This window comes from Eikenella sp. NML120348, from assembly GCF_001648435.1.
GTDB lineage: Bacteria > Pseudomonadota > Gammaproteobacteria > Burkholderiales > Neisseriaceae > Eikenella > Eikenella exigua.
On record NZ_LXSP01000003.1, the window covers coordinates 101,024 to 117,513 of the forward strand.

17 protein-coding genes and 1 tRNA gene are annotated in these 16,490 nt (G+C 57.8%); 10 read left to right on the forward strand and 8 right to left on the reverse strand.

Annotated elements, in window-relative coordinates; all coding sequences use genetic code 11:
* Positions 1-291 precede the first annotated feature (291 nt).
* On the forward strand, positions 292-1,071 hold the full coding sequence (locus A7P99_RS05675) for an amino acid ABC transporter permease (protein WP_067447829.1): 780 nt from the start codon (positions 292-294) through the stop codon (positions 1,069-1,071).
* Between the two features lie 54 nt (positions 1,072-1,125).
* Here A7P99_RS05675 and A7P99_RS05680 read toward each other — a convergent pair whose 3' ends face one another.
* From A7P99_RS05680 to A7P99_RS05695, 4 genes are all read right to left on the reverse strand, one after another.
* Positions 1,126-2,715 carry a glycosyltransferase gene (locus A7P99_RS05680; RefSeq protein WP_067528444.1) on the reverse strand — a complete coding sequence of 530 codons (1,590 nt, stop codon included), beginning with the start codon at positions 2,713-2,715 and terminating at the stop codon, positions 1,126-1,128.
* A 166-nt stretch (positions 2,716-2,881) separates the two neighbouring features.
* On the reverse strand, positions 2,882-3,625 hold the full coding sequence (locus tag A7P99_RS05685) for an SAM-dependent methyltransferase (protein ID WP_067447825.1): 744 nt from the start codon (positions 3,623-3,625) through the stop codon (positions 2,882-2,884).
* A gap of 152 nt (positions 3,626-3,777) precedes the next feature.
* Positions 3,778-4,071: a YciI family protein gene (locus tag A7P99_RS05690; RefSeq protein WP_067447823.1), complete on the reverse strand. Its 294-nt coding sequence runs from the start codon at positions 4,069-4,071 to the stop codon at positions 3,778-3,780.
* A 66-nt stretch (positions 4,072-4,137) separates the two neighbouring features.
* Complete coding sequence (locus A7P99_RS05695) at positions 4,138-4,728, reverse strand: nucleoside triphosphate pyrophosphatase (RefSeq protein ID WP_067686881.1); 591 nt, start codon at positions 4,726-4,728, stop codon at positions 4,138-4,140.
* Between the two features lie 54 nt (positions 4,729-4,782).
* On the opposite strand from A7P99_RS05695, the gene A7P99_RS05700 reads away from it, so the two are divergent.
* The 7 genes from A7P99_RS05700 to A7P99_RS05730 all read left to right on the forward strand — a co-directional run bounded on the left by A7P99_RS05700 (position 4,783) and on the right by A7P99_RS05730 (position 8,657).
* A complete protein-coding gene (locus tag A7P99_RS05700) occupies positions 4,783-5,286 on the forward strand; it encodes a DUF177 domain-containing protein (protein WP_067447819.1) in 504 nt (167 codons plus the stop codon).
* Positions 5,287-5,322: 36 nt separating this feature from the next.
* A complete protein-coding gene (gene rpmF / locus A7P99_RS05705) occupies positions 5,323-5,502 on the forward strand; it encodes a 50S ribosomal protein L32 (protein WP_067441481.1) in 180 nt (59 codons plus the stop codon).
* 225 nt (positions 5,503-5,727) lie between these two features.
* Positions 5,728-6,261, forward strand: a complete 534-nt coding sequence (locus A7P99_RS05710) for a phosphoribosyltransferase (RefSeq protein WP_067525395.1) — start codon at positions 5,728-5,730, stop codon at positions 6,259-6,261.
* 95 nt (positions 6,262-6,356) lie between these two features.
* On the forward strand, positions 6,357-7,412 hold the full coding sequence (gene plsX, locus A7P99_RS05715; RefSeq protein WP_067528443.1) for a phosphate acyltransferase PlsX: 1,056 nt from the start codon (positions 6,357-6,359) through the stop codon (positions 7,410-7,412).
* A gap of 36 nt (positions 7,413-7,448) precedes the next feature.
* A complete protein-coding gene (tpiA, locus tag A7P99_RS05720) occupies positions 7,449-8,192 on the forward strand; it encodes a triose-phosphate isomerase (protein ID WP_067528441.1) in 744 nt (247 codons plus the stop codon).
* A gap of 14 nt (positions 8,193-8,206) precedes the next feature.
* Positions 8,207-8,551: a preprotein translocase subunit SecG gene (gene secG, locus A7P99_RS05725; protein ID WP_067528440.1), complete on the forward strand. Its 345-nt coding sequence runs from the start codon at positions 8,207-8,209 to the stop codon at positions 8,549-8,551.
* 20 nt (positions 8,552-8,571) lie between these two features.
* Positions 8,572-8,657: transfer RNA gene (locus A7P99_RS05730), tRNA-Leu, on the forward strand.
* Between the two features lie 232 nt (positions 8,658-8,889).
* Here the strand turns inward: A7P99_RS05730 and A7P99_RS05735 are convergent.
* Together A7P99_RS05735 and miaA are read right to left on the reverse strand one after the other, a co-directional pair.
* Positions 8,890-9,381 (reverse strand): RDD family protein, encoded by a 492-nt coding sequence (locus tag A7P99_RS05735; RefSeq protein WP_231863730.1) that lies wholly within the window; start codon positions 9,379-9,381, stop codon positions 8,890-8,892.
* Positions 9,378-10,331 (reverse strand): tRNA (adenosine(37)-N6)-dimethylallyltransferase MiaA, encoded by a 954-nt coding sequence (miaA, locus tag A7P99_RS05740; protein WP_067686884.1) that lies wholly within the window; start codon positions 10,329-10,331, stop codon positions 9,378-9,380. The genes A7P99_RS05735 and miaA overlap by 4 nt, the downstream gene beginning before the upstream one ends.
* 258 nt (positions 10,332-10,589) lie before the next feature.
* On the opposite strand from miaA, the gene A7P99_RS05745 reads away from it, so the two are divergent.
* The gene (locus A7P99_RS05745) at positions 10,590-11,480 is read left to right on the forward strand and encodes an NAD(+) kinase (RefSeq protein ID WP_067686886.1); all 891 of its coding nucleotides are present in this window, start codon (positions 10,590-10,592) and stop codon (positions 11,478-11,480) included.
* A 287-nt stretch (positions 11,481-11,767) separates the two neighbouring features.
* Here the strand turns inward: A7P99_RS05745 and hflX are convergent, their stop codons facing one another.
* Positions 11,768-12,952: a GTPase HflX gene (hflX, locus tag A7P99_RS05750; protein ID WP_067687073.1), complete on the reverse strand. Its 1,185-nt coding sequence runs from the start codon at positions 12,950-12,952 to the stop codon at positions 11,768-11,770.
* Between the two features lie 191 nt (positions 12,953-13,143).
* On the opposite strand from hflX, the gene A7P99_RS05755 reads away from it, so the two are divergent.
* On the forward strand, positions 13,144-13,785 hold the full coding sequence (locus A7P99_RS05755) for a DUF4189 domain-containing protein (protein WP_067686889.1): 642 nt from the start codon (positions 13,144-13,146) through the stop codon (positions 13,783-13,785).
* A gap of 118 nt (positions 13,786-13,903) precedes the next feature.
* On the opposite strand, the gene glnD is transcribed toward A7P99_RS05755, so the two are convergent.
* Complete coding sequence (gene glnD, locus A7P99_RS05760) at positions 13,904-16,462, reverse strand: [protein-PII] uridylyltransferase (RefSeq protein WP_193563036.1); 2,559 nt, start codon at positions 16,460-16,462, stop codon at positions 13,904-13,906.
* Between the last annotated feature and the right edge of the window lie 28 nt (positions 16,463-16,490).

Sequence of the window (16,490 nt, forward strand, 5' to 3'; positions counted from 1 at the left end):
ACCTGAAAACGAATCCCGTTTTAACTTCGTTGAAGTTCGCTTTCGGGTAGCCTCCATTCATTTCGCCGCCAACGCCCCCTTCCCAGCCACTTGCCGCCGACTGACAAACCCGCCGTTTTCTTGTACAATCCGCCTCTTATTTCGTCAAAATCCGTAAACCTTGATAGCGGATTAACACATTTTCGATACAAGGCGGCGAGCCGCAGATAGTACAGGTAGTACGGCAAGGCGGGCCAACGTCGTAGCAAAAGTTAAGTTAATTCGCCATACCGCAGCAGAGCAAAGATTTCCATGAACAGCGAAACCGGCCTTATTCAACTGTTTTCCCAACATTTTCCGATTATCTACGAATATCGCCAAATGTTCTTCTTCGGCATGCTGGCCACCATCGGCATCGCCGCCGCCTCCACCTTTTTCGGCATGATTCTGGGCTTGTGCAACGCCCTGATCCGCGTGATTCGAATCGAAAAAGGCAACATCGTTACCAAAGGCCTGCTGCGGCTGCTGCAACAATGCTCGCGCCTCTACGTTACCCTATTCCGCGGCACGCCGATGCTGGTACAGATTTTTATTTGGCACAACGTGTGGTCGCCCCTTTTGGTGCATCAGCAAAACGGCCTGTTAATCAGCGGCGATTTGGCTATCTACCTGCGCCAGAACTATGCCCCGCTGGTGGCTGGTATCTTGGCACTTTCCTTCAACTCCGGCGCCTACATCACCGAAGTATTCCGCTCCGGCATCAAATCTATCGACCGCGGACAAATGGAAGCTGCCCGCTCGCTCGGCTTGAGCTACGGCCAAGCCATGCGTTACATCATCCTGCCGCAAACCCTGCGCCATATGCTCGGTCCCTTGGGCAACGAATTTATCACCCTGCTCAAAGACAGCTCGCTCTTGGCCACCATCGCCGTAGCCGAGCTGACCTATGTCGCCAAGAGCGCGGCCGGCCGCTATTATGTGTATGAAGAACCGTATTACTTCATCGCCTTGGTTTACCTGATGCTCACCATGACACTGGCCTGGTTCTTCTCCCACCTGGAGAAAAAATACAATACCGACAATAACCGCTAACCGCTTGCTTCTCTCAACCAAAAGGCTACCTGAAAATTTCAGGTAGCCTTTTTATCATTTGCAGCGCTTACTCTGCGGGAAAAACCGATCCACTCCGTTTTCGCACCACACCAGCTTCTGTTCCTGAGCAGCGGCCAGTAGGCGGTCGTTTTCCGGCAGGGCGGCGCGTTCGGCTTCGGGGTGGTAGAGGTGGTAAGCCACAGCGGCGAATTTCAGGTTGGCGCGTTGGCCGCCATTGTTGAAAAAGCGGGCGACAAATTCACTGTCTTCACGCCCCCAGCCGACAAAATCGCTGTTGAAGCCGTTGATTTTCAGCGCGTCTTCGCGGAAGAAAGCCATATTGCAGCCGCGGATGCCGTGGAAATCATCGCGGGTTTCGCGGCGTAGGATGCGCTTGGAAAGCCACGGTAGGTGGCAGGCGGAGAAGCGTTTTTCAAAACGTTTTTCCAAGCCCTTTTCATACCATTTGAGCACGCGGTAGCTTGAAGGGTTGTCCAGCAGCTCGTTGGTTTTCTCGGGCGTGAGGATCACGCGGCTGCCCTGCACAAACAGGCCTTTTTTTGCGGCGTGTTTGTGGTCGGCGATAAATTCGGGATGCAGCACCATATCGCCGTCGATAATCACGATATAGTCACTGCCCGCCTGCGCTAGGGCGCGGTTGCGCGATTCGGCCAGGCGAAAACCGTCGTCGGGCTGCCAGGCGTGCAACAGCGGCACGGGGAACTGCGCCCGATAGCGTTCAACCACGGCACGGGTATCGTCGCGCGAGCCGTCGTCGGCCACAATCACTTCCTGCGGCAGCACGCGCTGCGCCAGCACCGAACGCAGCACGGCTTCCAGCGCGTCGGGGCGGTTGTAGGTGGTGATGATGAGCGACACGGTGAGCCGCTGGTTGGCTTCGTGCAGCTTGATGTATTTGTAGTAGGCGCCGCTGGCGTTGGCAAAGGCAATCGTCCAACCGTCGCCGCCGTCGAACATGCCGCGTTTCAAAATATAGTTTTTGAAAAACGCCACCGCGCCGTGCCCCACCGCACTGAGCACGGAAGCGCGCCGTTTGAATTGCTGCTGCGCGGCAAACAAATCGGTGTAGTGCTGCATTTTGCTGATGAGGGCGGCGGCGCCGTCGAACGAATAATGCAGAAGCGGATGTTTTTCAGGTAGCCTCACCACGCTGCTGCCGGCCGGTTCGATTAGGGATTCGTGTACCTGGTTGTCGTTGAAGCGCACGGTTTGGCGGTGGTAGAGGCGTTTCACCCAATCCGGATACCAGCCGCAGCTTTTGATGGGGCGGCCGCGATAATGGTTCAGGCGCGGCAGAGCGTAGATTTTGCCGCTATCGCCCCAATCCAGCGCGCGGATGGCCTCCACTTGCTCGGGCGGCAGGATTTCATCGCTGTCGATATTGAGCACCCAATCGTTGCGTGCCAAACCGGCAGCCAGGTTTTTCATCGGGCCGAAGCCGATAAAGTCGTGATGGTGCACGGCCACATTGGGGAAGCGGCGGGCAATGTCAAGCGTGCGGTCGGTGGAGCCGTTGTCGAGCACGATGATTTCGTCAAATGCGGCCAGTGCGGCCAAGCAGTCTGCCAAGTGCCGCTCGGCATTTTTCACCAGCATGGTGATGCTCACGGGAATGGGGGTCATAATGCCTCTTCTATTGAATACGATTGGATGGCACAGGCTACCTGAAAACGAAGCTTCAACGCCGTTAAAACAAACGAAGTGAGTTTCTACGAAGCTAAAACGAGTAAAGCAAGTTTCGCCAAAACAAGGTGTTCAAAAGTAGCCGAGCCAAGGTTTCAGGTAGCCTCTAACGCCGTTTGCGGGCAGGTGCAGGCGTTTGACCGGCGGCGTACACCACAAATACGGTCGGCTGCTTGTGCAGGTCGGGCAGTTGCGGCTGTTTACGCCATTCGCCCGCCGTCATGCTGATGATACGCTGCTCCGGCAGGGTGAGGTTGCTGGCGGCGCACAGCAGGGTATCGGCTTGCAGCGCGGCCACGGCATCGGCCAGCAGGGCGTTGTTGCGATAGGGGGTTTCGATAAAGATTTGGCTTTCGTTGCGGCACTGCGAATCCTGCTCGATGGTTTTCAGGTAGCCCACCCGCCCGGCAGAATCGGCGGGCAGATAACCGCGAAAGGCAAACTGCTGGCCGTTGGCACCGGAGGCCATCAGGGCCAGCATCAGGCTGGACGGCCCCACCAGCGGCCACACGGCAAATCCGGCGCGATGCGCCAGCGCCACCAGCACCGCGCCGGGGTCGGCCACCGCAGGGCAGCCGGCTTCGCTGAGCAAACCCATGCTGCGACCTTGGCGCAGCGGTTGCAGCAAATCGGGCAATTCGGCGGGCTCGGTGTGTTTGTTTAACGTGCGCAGGCTCAGCTCTTGCAGCGGAGCGTTCAAACCGAAATGGCGCAAGCAGGCGCGGGCGGTTTTCTCGCCTTCAACCACAAAATCGGTAAGGCCTGCCAGCAGCTTTTGCTCGTGCGGCAGAAGGCAGGGGGTATCTGGGCTGCCTAGCGGAGTGGGGATAAGGAATAAAGTGGGTTGCATAGTGTTGTTGCTGGCCTAGAAAAGGCTACCTGAAAATTTGGTGGGCTATCTCTCACTATTCGGAAACTTGCTGGTGCGTTTTAGTTTCGGAGAAACTCGCCTCACTCATTTTAACTGCGTTGAAGCTTCGCTTTCAGGTAACCTATGCCGTATCAAAGCGTTTCACGGTAGGCATCCAAATCGGCGGCGGTTTTGGTGGGGATAAATTGGGTGATTTGGTATTCAGCCAGTTTGGCTTGGTAAAACGGGTCTTCGGCAATCACAGCCTCGGCCTGTGCCCGATTGTCGGCACGCATGATAATCACGCCGCCGGTGCGCGGCTCTTTGCGGCCGGAAAGCAAAAACGTGCCGGCAGCATAGTGGCTGTCGAGATATTCGATGTGGGCGGGCAGACAAGCCTCAATTTCGGATAATGGTTTGATATAGCTTAGGGAAACGATAAACATAACTTGCCTTCTTGAGTCATTAAAACATTTTAAAGGAGCTACCTGAAATTTCAGGCAGCCTCAAGCTCACAAAACCGCCACCCCTTCGGCCTGCAAAAAATCAATCAACCGGAAAATCGGCAGGCCGATGAGGGCATTGGGATCGCTGCTGTCGATGCGTTCAATCAGCGCCCCGCCCAAACCTTCGCTTTTCGCGCCGCCTGCGCAATAAACCGCATCCAGTTCGCGCTCCAGATAACGGGCGATTTGCTGCGCGGTAAGCGGGCGCATCTTTACCGTGGTGGTATCCACATGGCAGTGCAGACTACCTGAAAATGTATTGAGCACACACAATGCGCTATAAAAATGCAGCTCTCGGCCAGCGGTTTCAGCCAGCATTTGTTGTGCTTTCGCCACGTCCATCGGCTTGCCCAGCTGCTGCCCGTTGCAGCAGGCCACTTGGTCGGCACCGATAATCAAATGCTGCGGGAAACGCGCAACCAGCGCGCGGGATTTGGCCTCGGCCAACCGTTCGGCAGTTTGGCAGGGCGTTTCGCCGGGTAGCGGCGTTTCATCGCAATCAGGCGCGGCAGTGGCAAATTGCAGGCCGAGCTTGGCCAACTGCCGCCGTCGGAACGGCGAAGAAGAAGCGAGAACAATCGGCAGGGCTGTGTTCATAAACCGTATTAAAATATTGACGTTTCAGGCGGCTGATTATATCATAATACGTTTATGTCAGACCCTATTTTGATTGATCTGAAAGCACTGGCCGAACAGGCACAGCATCTGGCCGGCCAAATCCGGCTGAGCGAGATGGATGAGCGCGTGAGCCGGCACGAGTTTTTGGCCGAACGGCAAACGCCTGTGTCTTTTACCTTACAGGGCGGCTGCGATAAACGGCAGCGCCTGTATTTGGATTTATCGGTTTCAGCGCAGTTGTCGCTGGTTTGCCAACGCTGCATGCAGCCGTTGCCCTTTGCTTTAAACGAACAGGCGCATATCGTTTTGTTTGATAGCGAAGAAGCGCTGGATGAAGCCATGGCGGCCGAAGAAGAGCTCGAAGGCATGCTGCCAGAAGCGCAGTTAGATGTCGGCATGCTAGTGGAAGAGCAGATTCTGATGGCGCTGCCGTATGCCCCCTGCCACGAAAGCTGCCATTCCGATCAGCTCGATGCCGTCAATCAAGATCGCCCCAATCCGTTTGCTGCTTTGGCGGCGTTGAAAAGTGGTCGTTAATTATTTTATTCAGGTTTATCCTCAGGAGTTTGCAACATGGCTGTTCAACAAAACAAGAAATCCCCCTCCCGCCGCGGCATGCACCGCTCCCACGACGCGCTGACCGCTCCCGCCCTGTCTGTAGACAGCGCTACCGGCGAAGTACACCGCCCGCACCACATTTCCGCCAACGGCATGTACCGTGGCCGCAAAGTCGTTAAGGCCAAAGACGAGTAAATCAGCCATAGGCCGATTCCAAGCCAGCAGATTGCCCTTAGCAATTACTGGCTTTTTTGCGTTGCATTGCAAATATAGGGCAGCAAAGAAAACCGGGGTTTCAGGCAGCCTGAAACAGCCTCTGTGCCTATTGGTTGCCCTCTGCTCAACAGCTGTTTACAATTTGCCGTCACGCAGATAACTCAATAACAACCCTCACTGCGCCGACTTAACAAAGGATTGAAAATGTCGGAAAAAATTTGGTACACCTACGACGAGATTCATCAAGCCATCCGCCATCTGGCGCAAAAAATCCAAGCGTCCGGCACTCGCTACGATGCGATGATCGCCATTGGCGGCGGCGGTTTCATCCCCGCGCGGATGCTGCGTAGCTTCATCAATATTCCAATCTACGCCATCACCACCGCCTATTACTGTAACGACCACAGCCACACCCCCCGCGATTCCGTGCAGAAAATCCAATGGCTCGACCCAATGCCGGAGAGCTTGAAAGGCAAACATGTTTTGGTGGTGGACGAAGTAGACGACAGCCGCGTTACCCTGCAATTCTGCCTCGAACAGCTGCAAAAAGAAAACTTTGCTTCACTAGGCGTAGCCGTATTGCACGAAAAAATCAAAGAAAAAAAAGGCACCCTACCGCCCAATATCGCCTACTTCAGCGGCCTTGTTACGCCCGACTGGTGGATTAACTACCCCTGGGATGCCGACGACATCAATGAACACAACGCACTAGCCGCCCAAAAACCGCAACTGCCCTAAGGGCTACCTGATACCATCCGTCCGCCGCTATTCCATTCTATCTTTCAGGTAGCCTCATGGCACGGCAACGGAACACAACGGAAACACAGAATTAAATGATTACTTTAGCCATAGACGCAATGGGCGGCGATGCCGGCCTCACGGTTACCATTCCGGCAGCTTTAGCCTTCCTACAAGAAAAAACTGATGTCAAACTCATTCTGGTAGGCAATGAAGAAGCCGTTCGCAGCACACTGAGCGAACACGCTTCACACGAGCGGCTACAAATCATACATGCCAGCGAAGTGGTGGGCATGGACGAAGCCCCACAGTCGGCCTTGAAAAACAAAAAAGACTCTTCTATGCGCGTGGCCATCAGCCAGGTAAAAGCAGGAGCAGCGCAGGCAGCCGTATCCGCCGGTAACACCGGCGCACTGATGGCCACTGCCCGCTTCGTGCTCAAAACCCTGCCCGGCATCGACCGGCCGGCAATTGCCAAATTCATGCCCTCCAAAGGCGGCGGCCTCGCCCTGATGCTGGATTTGGGCGCCAACGTGGATTGCTCCGCCGCCCAGCTGTTGCAATTTGCCGTGATGGGCGGCGAACTGTTCGGCGCCATGTATCCGCGCAACAGCCAACCGCGTATCGGCCTGCTTAATGTCGGCACTGAAGACATCAAAGGCGGTAGCGTGATTAAAGAAGCACACCACCTGTTGCAACAAAGCCCGCTGAATTTTGTTGGCAACGTGGAAGGCAACGCTGTGTTCAGTAGCGAAGTCGATGTTGTCGTGGCTGACGGCTTTACTGGCAACGCCGTACTGAAAGCCATTGAAGGTGCGGTTAAATTTATCGGCGGCATTATCCGCGAAGAATTCAGCCGCAACTGGCTAAACAAACTGGCTGCCCTGCTGGCACTGCCCACCCTGCGCGGCTTCAAAAACCGCCTCGACCCGCGCAAGTTTAACGGCGCCATCTTCCTCGGCCTGCGCGGCATCGTGATCAAAAGCCACGGCGGCGCAGACGTAGAAGCCTTCAAATACGCTCTACTCGAGGCCTACCACGAAGTTGAATCCGGCTCCATGGCCAAAATCGAACAAGGCATCGCCACCCAAATGGCACGCCTGACTGCCGCAGCAGAACAAACCCAAACCGTAACCAACCCCGCAGAATAAGCCCCCACCATCCCTCAACCGAAAGGACGGCACAGCATGAATTGGCAACAACCCTGGATTATCGGCAACTGGAAAATGAATGGCCGCCGCAGCTCAACAGCAGCATTCTCCCAAGCTTGGACGGCACAAAGGCTACCTGAAAATGTCAGCACCGGTATTGCCGCCCCCCTACCCTATCTGCTCGACTTAAAACAAGCCGCACCCGCCCTGCCAGTTGGTGCACAAGATGTCAGCCGATTCGATAAAGACGGCGCGTTCACCGGCGAAACTTCCGCCGCCATGCTGGCTGACCTTGGCGCACAATTCGTTCTGCTCGGCCACTCTGAACGCCGCCAGTATTTCGGCGAAAACAACGAATTCCTCTCTGCCAAACTAGACAACGCCTTAGCCGCCGGTCTTACTCCGATTCTGTGCGTGGGCGAAACTCTAGCCCAACGCCAAGCCGCCCAGGAGCAGGCTGTAGTGGCCGGGCAACTCTCTGTACTGCGCGGCAAAGCCATGCCCCATATTGCCGTTGCCTACGAGCCGGTGTGGGCTATCGGTACCGGCCAGGTGGCCTCTGCCGAACAAATTGCCGATATGCACGCTTTTATTTACACGGAACTCTTGTCTTTCGCCAACAAGAGTGCTAATATCCGCGCTCTTTACGGCGGCAGTGTCAATGCACAAAACGCACAAACCATCCTGACCCTGCCTAATGTAGACGGTGCCTTAGTCGGCGGCGCATCCTTGCAGGCCGACAGTTTTGCCGCCATCGTTCAAGCCGCAGCAAAGCAATAAATAGCGAAACAAACATGGAAGCTTTTAAAACCCTTATTATGATTATTGGTGGCTTTGCCTCGATTGCTGTCATCGGCTTAGTGCTGATGCAGCAGGGCAAGGGTGCTGATGCTGGTGCGGCTTTTGGCACCGGCAGCGCGCAAGGCGTATTCGGTTCTGCCGGCAGCGCCAACTTCCTCAGCCGCAGCACTGCTATCGCCGCCACTGTATTTTTCTGCTGCTGCTTAGCACTCAGCATCATTTCCTCCAAGCAGAACAGCGGCAACAAACTGGGCTTGGATACGCCTGCTGCAACACAACATCACGCTCCGGCCGCTTCTCAACCCGTAGCAGCCAGCCAACCGGTTATTCCGGAATAAAAACAATTTCTGATTTTTCAGCCGACATGGTGGAATTGGTAGACACGCTATCTTGAGGGGGTAGTGACCGTAGGTCGTATGAGTTCAAGTCTCATTGTCGGCACCATCAAACAAAAACAGCCCGATTTTCCGGGCTGTTTTTTCGTTTATCTCCATACCTTAATAATTGATATAGCTAAAGCAATTATTCTTCATATTATAAGTGTCAAGCCGAAGACAACACAGGAGTGCGGTAAGACAAACCAATACAATATGTATGAAAAGTTTAGCCAAAACCACTCTTTCAGGTAGCACCTTGTACGGCAGCTAATACTACTTCCTTTCCGCCACTTTCTCCGTTAAAACCGTGCCGCCAAGGTAGTCGTAAAAAATTGTCGGAAAGAGTGTATGATGGCAAAGCCGATGGGCAATATCCACCACGCCAATGCCATGCCGGCCACGGTTTGGGGCGGCAGAGGAGTGAGTTGGCGTAGAATGCCGAAGGAGGCGAGCGGCAGCAGCAAAAGCAGCACAATAGCCCAGATGAAGCGCAGGCGCAGTTGGCGCAGGCCGGGGCGGCTGCCGGCGGGGGTTTGCAGCTGCAGCCGCCACACTTTCATCGGCAGGGTTTGCCCGCGCGGGCTGTGCCAGCAAAGGCGGAAATAGCCCCACCACACAGCTAGGATGATCAGTGCTACGGCCGTTTCGGCCAGCAGCGGCACAGTATGCAACGCCATATTGGCGGCGGCGGCAGGGATAAAGGCTACACAGGTTACGGCGGCCAGCAGCAAGGCTTCGTAGCACAGGGCGACGAAACGGCGGTGGAAAGAGGCGGGGGCAGGAGTGCTCATGCGAAGTGTTGTTGGTAAAAAGAATGAATGGTTTGACTGTGTTGCTGGAGGCTACCTGAAAACGGGTCGATCACCAAATCGGCGGGCAGTTTACGCAGCCAGGTGAGCTGTCGCTTAGCGAGCTGGCGGGTGGCGGCAATGCCTTGGGCGATGAAAGTGTTGCGGTCGGTTTCGCCTTGCAGGTGCGCCCAGGCTTGGCGGTAGCCCACGCAGCGCACGGCGGGGTAGTCGGGATTAAGCTCGGGATATTGCATTTGCAGTTGGCGCACTTCATCGAGGAAGCCTAGCTCCAGCATAGCGTGGAAACGTTGTTCGATATTGTGGTGCAGACGTTCGCGTTGCGCCGGAATCAGGGCGATGCTGTGCAGGGAGAGCATTGGCGTGGCGCCGGGCTGTTCGGCAAAGTGTTGGCTGAGCGGCCGGCCGGTGAGCAGCCACACTTCCAATGCGCGTTCGATGCGCTGGCTGTCGCCGGGCTTGAGGCGGGCGGCAGTGGCCGGGTCAGCCTGTTGCAGTTGGGCATAGAGGTGCGGCAGGCCGTGTTGCTGTTTTTGCTCTTGCAGTTGGCGGCGGATTTCAGGATTGGCGGCGGGCAGGCTGTTGAGGCCGTTGACGAGGGCGTGGTAGTACATCATGGTGCCGCCCACAATCAGCGGCAGGCGGCCGCGCGCGCGGATTTCGCGGTACAGGCGCAGGCAGTCATCCAAAAAATCGGCCACGCTGTAGCTTTGCGGCGGGTTGATGATATCGATGAGGTGGTGCGGCACGGCAGCACGCTCGGCCGGAGTGGGCTTGGCGGTGCCGATGTCCATGCCGCGGTAAATCAGCGCGGAATCGAGGCTGACGATTTCCAGCGGCAGCTTTTCGGCCAAGGCAAGCGCGAGCGCGGTTTTGCCGGCGGCGGTGGGACCGAGCAAGGCGAGTGCCGGCGGCGGAGTGGATTGCGGCATGAGGCTACCTGAAAAAGAAATGGATTTTCCGGCTTTAGATTTCAGGTAGCCTGTGACCACACAAAAGGCTACCTGAAACATCAAGCCACACGGCGCGGCATTCTATCAGCCGCATGATTAGAAAACAAAATATAGTGAACTAAAATAAGAATGCTACAGCGCTGACCCGCCCTACTCCGCTCCCGCCTTTCAGGCTACCTGAAAATCAGGTAGAGTTCAGCCTAACATAATTTCCCCATAATTTTTTCATTACACCACATGAAACACAGCCAATTTCACCGCATCGGCATCGTTACCCGCCCTAACACCCCACACTTGGGCGAAACCCTGAGCGAGCTGGTGGCCTTCTTTCTGGGAAACGGGCTCGAAGTGCTGCTAGACGAAGAATGCAGCAATGTTTTGCTTGCCAACCCGCTGGCCGAACGCTGCCGCCGGGTGGCCAAAGAAAACATGGGCACCCGCTGCGATCTGGTGCTGGTGCTCGGCGGCGACGGCACCTTTTTATCCGTAGCCCGCCAGCTCGCACCCTACCGCATCCCCATCATGGGCGTACATTTGGGGCATTTAGGCTTCCTCACCCAAGTGCCGCGCCAAAACATGATTGCCGACATTTCGCGCATGCTCGCCGGCCAATACCTGCCCGAAGAGCGCATCATGCTCGAATGCACCACGCAGCGCCACGACGAATCCGACTGCACCGCGCTGGCCCTCAACGAAGTAGTCATCAATCGTGGCGGCTTGGGGCAGATGATTGAATTTGAAGTGTTTATCAACCAAGAGTTTGTCTACACCCAACGCTCCGACGGGCTGATTGTGTCCACCCCCACCGGTTCCACCGCCTACGCCCTGGCCGCCGGCGGGCCGATTCTGCAATCCACCCTGCGCGCCCTCACCCTCGTGCCCATCTGCCCGCAATCCATGACCAACCGCCCCATCGTGGTGCCCGACAGCTGCGAAATCGAAATCCTCATCACCAAAGCCGACAACGCCCGCGTGCATTTCGACGGCCAATCCCACATCGACCTGCACAGCATGAACCGCCTCACCATCCGCCGCTACCGCAACACCCTGCGCGTGCTGCACCCCACCAACTACCAATACTACAAAACCCTGCGCCAGAAACTGCATTGGGGCGAGCAGCTGGTTTAGCGGGCAGAGGCTACCTGAAAACGGTTTTGATCAATTAAACCGGCCGGGCTTGTATGACCGGCTTTTGGTTTTTCAGGTAGCCTTTCCACCTTTGAATCCTCCATGTATAAATGCCGGACAATTCAAATCAAAAAGGCTACCTGAAATCTTTAGCTTCACTTTCAGGTAGCCTCTTCAAGCAATAAATCTCCAGGGAAACCGCATGGGCAATACGCTTAGCCCAAGCTAGCAAGCAGGGGAAGGCTAGCCAACGCCGTAGAAAGTAAAGCGTTCCGGCTATAGCCGTTTCAGGTAGCCTCTTTGCCGCCCGATGCCTTGCTATGCGTACCTGCCCACTCAATCAATGCCTGGCGCAAGTCGTCCAGGCCCAGGCTTTGGGTAACGGAGAGGCGCACGGCGGCGATTTGGCCGCTTTTGCTGCGCAGGATGCCGGGCTGTTGCTGCTCGGCAGGCAGGAGGTCGGTTTTGTTGTAGAGCAAGAGCTGCGGCACATCGGCCGCGCCGATTTCGGCCAGCACGCGGTTGACGTCTTCCATGCGCTGTTCGTAGTCGGGCTGGGAAACGTCGGCCACATGGAGCAATACGTCGGCTTGGGCGGTTTCCTCTAGCGTGGCGGAGAAGGCGGCCACCAGGCGGTGCGGCAGGTCGCGTACGAAGCCGACGGTGTCGGTGAGGATGATGCTGTGTTCGCTGTCGAGATACAGGCGGCGGGCGGTGGTGTCGAGCGTGGCGAAGAGCTGGTCTTTGGCCAACACGTCGGCTTTGGTGAGGCGGTTGAACAGGCTGGATTTGCCGGTGTTGGTGTAGCCCACCAGGGCGAAGGTGGGCAGGCTGCCCTGCTGGCGGGCTTTGCGGCGGGTGGCGCGCTGCCGGCGCACGTCGGCCAGGCGTTTTTTCAGCGCGGTGATTTTTTGGGCGATGAGGCGGCGGTCGGTTTCGAGCTGGGTTTCGCCCGGGCCTTTGAGGCCGATGCCGCCCTTTTGGCTTTGCAGGTGGCCGTAGCCGCGCACCAGGCGGCCGGAGAGGTGGGTGAGCTGTGCCAGCTCCACTTGCAGGCGGCCTTCCTGGCTTTGCGCGCGCTGGGCGAAAATGGCGAGGATGAGCCCCACGCGGTCGAGCACGCGGCATTGCAGCTTGGCTTCGAGGTTGCGCTCCTGCGTGGGCGTGAGCTCATGGTTGAACACGGCCAATTCGATATTGTGCGCCTGCACTTCGGCCGCCAGCTCCTCGGCCTTGCCGCTGCCCACAAACAAGGCGCCTCTGGGGCGGTCGCGGCGGGCAGTGGAAACGTGCACCAACTCCCCGCCGCCGGCACGCACCAGCTCGGCGGCTTCATCCAGCACGTTTTGGAAAGCGCGGGTGCGCTGCTCGTTGCTGCCGGAAAAACTGTCGGCCAGCATCACGCCCACCAGCAATACGCGCTCGGGGCGGCTGAGGGATTTGTCGGGCTGGAAAGGCGGGCGGCGCGGCATGGCATCAGGCAGAACGATTGAAGATGCGGCATTATAGCGCATGGGCAGGCGGATGCAGGCTACCTGAAAACCATATTATGGTTTTCAGGTAGCCTTCAAGCAGCGGGATAGATGTTTACAATATCTTGTTTTTTGTTACAATCCAATTATCGGCAATACCCTTTTTCCCCTTTCCAAACAGGAGCGGCAAGATGAAGCAAACCATGATGAACACGGCAGCGGGCGCGTTGGCGGCAGTGCTATTGGGCGGCGCGGGCTTGGCATATGCCAACCCCTATCCGGTTGGCTCGCAGCAATGGCACAACTTTAATGGCATCATGCAGTCAGAAGCAGATCGGATACAACGCGAGCGCAATGCCGTACGGCAACAGCCGATCAACCGCGGCCCCACCGCCGCTGAAATACGCGCCTGGGAGCAGCGCGAGGCAAAGGTGCAAGCCGAAATCGCGGAACTGCGCCGCACGCCGTTTTACATGGCCATCGCTAACGATTTCGGTAGCAACCAAATGATGTGGGCTGGCGGTTTTAGTACCGAGCAGCGGGCGGTGGAAGAGGCACTCAAGCAATGCCGCACCTCCAATTGCAGGGTTATCAAAACATTGAGCAACTCCTGCGCCGTGGTGGTGGGTGCCACCAACCACCCGCGTTCCGACCCTGATTTCTTCATCGGCATACATAAAGATGACCGGGTAGCAGCACATCAAGCAATGCAGGCTTGCGAAACAATGCATGGCAAAAACCGCCAAGACAGATGTTTCTACTCAACCGTCCGTACTAAAAACGGCACGGCTTTCTGCGTGGGCTACGATTACAGCGTGTACGGGCAGGAATAAAGCCTGCCGTTTGAGGCTGAAAGGCTACCTGAAACTTTCAGGTAGCCTCTTTGATTGCTTGCGAAAGGCGGTTGTGCCGGATGGCAGCGCGGCTATGCCGGTCTATTCGTGCGCCGGTTTAGCCGCCGATGCGTTCCAGCAGCATCCGTTCGAGTTTGAGCTGGAAGGCAGTGTCGGCCAGCTGGGGATGGCGGATGAGGAAGCTGTCTTCTGCGCGTTCGTCGAAGGTGGCGATGGCGGCGTAGCTGAGGCTGATGTTGAGCCGGGCGAACACGTCGGCGATGTCGGCCAGCAGGAAGGCGCGGTTGGCGGCGATGATTTCCAGGGTGTAGGCGCCGGCAGTTTCTTCGGCGGAGAGGGTGATGCGCGGGGCGATGGGCAGGTGGCGCAGGCGGCGGCTCAGCCGGCGGGGCGCGGGAGTGGGCTCGGCGGCGCCCGGCGGGTGGTGCACGAATTGGTTTAATGCTTGCTGCAGGCGGCGGCTGATGCGCTCGATGTCGTCGGCAAGGCAGTTGGCGGGCAGTTGCAGCACGAAGGTGTCGAGGATGTATTGGTGGTCGGTAACGTAGGCGTGGGCGGCGAGGATGCCGAGCTGGTGGCGGCCGAACAGGCGGCACAGGCCAGCAAACAGGCGGTCGCGGTTGGGCATAAACACCATCACTTGCAGGCCGCCGGTTGCGCTCAGGGGGCGGATATGGGCTTGGGGCGTTGCGGCATCGGCAGCGAGCAGGGGCAGATGCCACAGGATGATGTCGGCGCTGTGGCGCACGAAATAGGCCTGCCCGAGCTGCTGCCACAGTTCGCGGCTTTGCGCTTCGCCCACGCCCGCTTCGGCCAAGACCTGGCGGGCTTTTTGCTGGCGGCGGCTCACGGCCATGTCGCGGCTGGTGGTTTGGCCGCCGAAGTATTGCAGGGCGGAGCGGAACAGGGTTTCGAGCAGGCTGGCTTTCCAAGCATTCCAGATTTTGGGGTTGGTGCCGCGCATATCGGCCACGGTGAGCAGGTAAAGCGCGGTGAGCCGCTCGGGCGTTTGCACGCGGCGGCAGAAGGCGGCCACCACGGCCGGGTCTTGGATGTCTTCTTTCTGCGCGGTGAGCGACATTAAAAGATGGTTGCCCACCAGCCACACGAGCAAGTCGGTTTCGTATTGGCTCAGGAAATGGTCGGCGGCGAAGCGGCGGGCGTCTTCCATGCCCAGTTCGGCGTGGTCGCCGCCGCGCCCCTTGGCGATGTCGTGAAACAGGGCGGCCAAATACAGCACGGGTTTGCGCTCGAAGGCGTGCATCAGGGCGCTGGCAAAAGGCAGCTCGTGGCTGTGCGCTTCCAGAGCCAGCCGGCGCATATTGCGCACCACCATCAGGATGTGGTCGTCCACGGGGTAAACGTGGAACAGGTCGTGCTGCAACAGGCCGACGATTTTGCCCCACTCGGGCAGATAATGCGAAAGCGCGCCGTAGAGGTTGAGGAAACGCAGCAGGTGGGTGAGCCCGCCGCCGTGGCGGAAGAAACCCACGAAGCGGCGGCGGTTGGCCGGATCGGCATAAAAACGGGCGTCGGTTTTCTGCACCGCCTGCCACCAGGCGCGCAGGGTTTCGGGGGCGAGGCCGGCGAGGTTGCTGTATTGCTGCCACAGTTCCAGCACCTTGAAAATATGCTGCGGCTCGCGGCGGAACAGGGTTTTGTCGCGCACGGCGATGAGGTTGTTTACTTGGAAATAGTGTTCGTCTAAATCCAGCGCCACGCGCGGCAGCGGCGAGGAAATGCGCCCGCGCAGCATCGGCAGCAGGATGCCGCCCAGCTGCTTCACGGTTTTCACCGCGCGGTAGAGCGTGTGCATCAGCCGCTCGCTGCGCACTTGTTTGCTTTCATCGGTGTAGCCCAGCGCGTAGGCCACCTGCGGCTGCAAGTCGAAACGCAGCTGCTCCTGCGGCTTGCCGGCGGCCAGGTGCAGCTCGATGCGGATGCGTGCCAGGCTGCGGTGGCTGCGGCGCAACATGGCCGCTTCGGTGCGGGTGAGGATGCCTTGACGGGCGAGGCGGTGCAGTTGCGGCGAAATGCCCTGCACCCGCGCCAGCCAGAGCATGGTGTGGATATCGCGCAGGCCGCCGGGGCAGGTTTTCAGGTTTGGCTCCAGGCTGCTGCCTGCTTGTGCTTTCAGGTGCCGCTGCTGCAATTCCAGCAGTTTGCCTTCGGCAAAGGCCGTCAGGTCGCGCTGCACGTCTAAATTGCGGCAAAGGCGGGCAAATAATTCTTGGCTGCCGTGGAGCAGGCGGGCTTCGAGGAGCGAGGTGTCGCCAGTTAGGTCTTCCGCTGCTCCGGCGCACAGCTCGGCCACGCTGCCGGTTTTCAGCGAGGGGTTCAGCCCCATGTCCCACAGGGTTTGCAGCCAAGTTTCAATTTGCTGTTGTTGTGTTTCATTCAGAGAATCGGCCGCTGCAATGCCCAAATCCACATCGGAATGCGGATACATCTCGCCGCGCCCGAAGCCGCCCAACGCCAGCAGCGCCAGCTCTCCTTCCGGCTGCATTTGCCGCCACAGCGCGGTAACGGTGTGCGAGAGCAGGGCGCTGTAGGCAGCAAAAAAACGCTGCGGGCTGCGGTGGCGGCGGTAGTCGGCAACAATTTGCCGTTTGTGCTCGGCCAGCTCTTGCGCCAAAAGCTGCGGGGATTGCGGCATGGTGGATTCCTTGGATGGGGTGGGGTGA

What these genes read in the sequence shown, in the direction of transcription:
- glnD (WP_193563036.1), bottom strand. Translation starts at nt 16,462, where the DNA reads ATGCCGCAATCCCCGCAGCTTTTGGCGCAAGAGCTGGCCGAGCACAAA.
- A7P99_RS05675 (WP_067447829.1), top strand. Translation starts at nt 292, where the DNA reads ATGAACAGCGAAACCGGCCTTATTCAACTGTTTTCCCAACATTTTCCG.
- plsX (WP_067528443.1), top strand. Translation starts at nt 6,357, where the DNA reads ATGATTACTTTAGCCATAGACGCAATGGGCGGCGATGCCGGCCTCACG.
- A7P99_RS05735 (WP_231863730.1), bottom strand. Translation starts at nt 9,381, where the DNA reads ATGAGCACTCCTGCCCCCGCCTCTTTCCACCGCCGTTTCGTCGCCCTG.
- A7P99_RS05700 (WP_067447819.1), top strand. Translation starts at nt 4,783, where the DNA reads ATGTCAGACCCTATTTTGATTGATCTGAAAGCACTGGCCGAACAGGCA.
- A7P99_RS05680 (WP_067528444.1), bottom strand. Translation starts at nt 2,715, where the DNA reads ATGACCCCCATTCCCGTGAGCATCACCATGCTGGTGAAAAATGCCGAG.
- tpiA (WP_067528441.1), top strand. Translation starts at nt 7,449, where the DNA reads ATGAATTGGCAACAACCCTGGATTATCGGCAACTGGAAAATGAATGGC.
- secG (WP_067528440.1), top strand. Translation starts at nt 8,207, where the DNA reads ATGGAAGCTTTTAAAACCCTTATTATGATTATTGGTGGCTTTGCCTCG.
- A7P99_RS05755 (WP_067686889.1), top strand. Translation starts at nt 13,144, where the DNA reads ATGAAGCAAACCATGATGAACACGGCAGCGGGCGCGTTGGCGGCAGTG.
- A7P99_RS05710 (WP_067525395.1), top strand. Translation starts at nt 5,728, where the DNA reads ATGTCGGAAAAAATTTGGTACACCTACGACGAGATTCATCAAGCCATC.
- A7P99_RS05685 (WP_067447825.1), bottom strand. Translation starts at nt 3,625, where the DNA reads ATGCAACCCACTTTATTCCTTATCCCCACTCCGCTAGGCAGCCCAGAT.
- miaA (WP_067686884.1), bottom strand. Translation starts at nt 10,331, where the DNA reads ATGCCGCAATCCACTCCGCCGCCGGCACTCGCCTTGCTCGGTCCCACC.
- A7P99_RS05695 (WP_067686881.1), bottom strand. Translation starts at nt 4,728, where the DNA reads ATGAACACAGCCCTGCCGATTGTTCTCGCTTCTTCTTCGCCGTTCCGA.
- hflX (WP_067687073.1), bottom strand. Translation starts at nt 12,952, where the DNA reads ATGCCGCGCCGCCCGCCTTTCCAGCCCGACAAATCCCTCAGCCGCCCC.
- A7P99_RS05745 (WP_067686886.1), top strand. Translation starts at nt 10,590, where the DNA reads ATGAAACACAGCCAATTTCACCGCATCGGCATCGTTACCCGCCCTAAC.
- A7P99_RS05690 (WP_067447823.1), bottom strand. Translation starts at nt 4,071, where the DNA reads ATGTTTATCGTTTCCCTAAGCTATATCAAACCATTATCCGAAATTGAG.
- rpmF (WP_067441481.1), top strand. Translation starts at nt 5,323, where the DNA reads ATGGCTGTTCAACAAAACAAGAAATCCCCCTCCCGCCGCGGCATGCAC.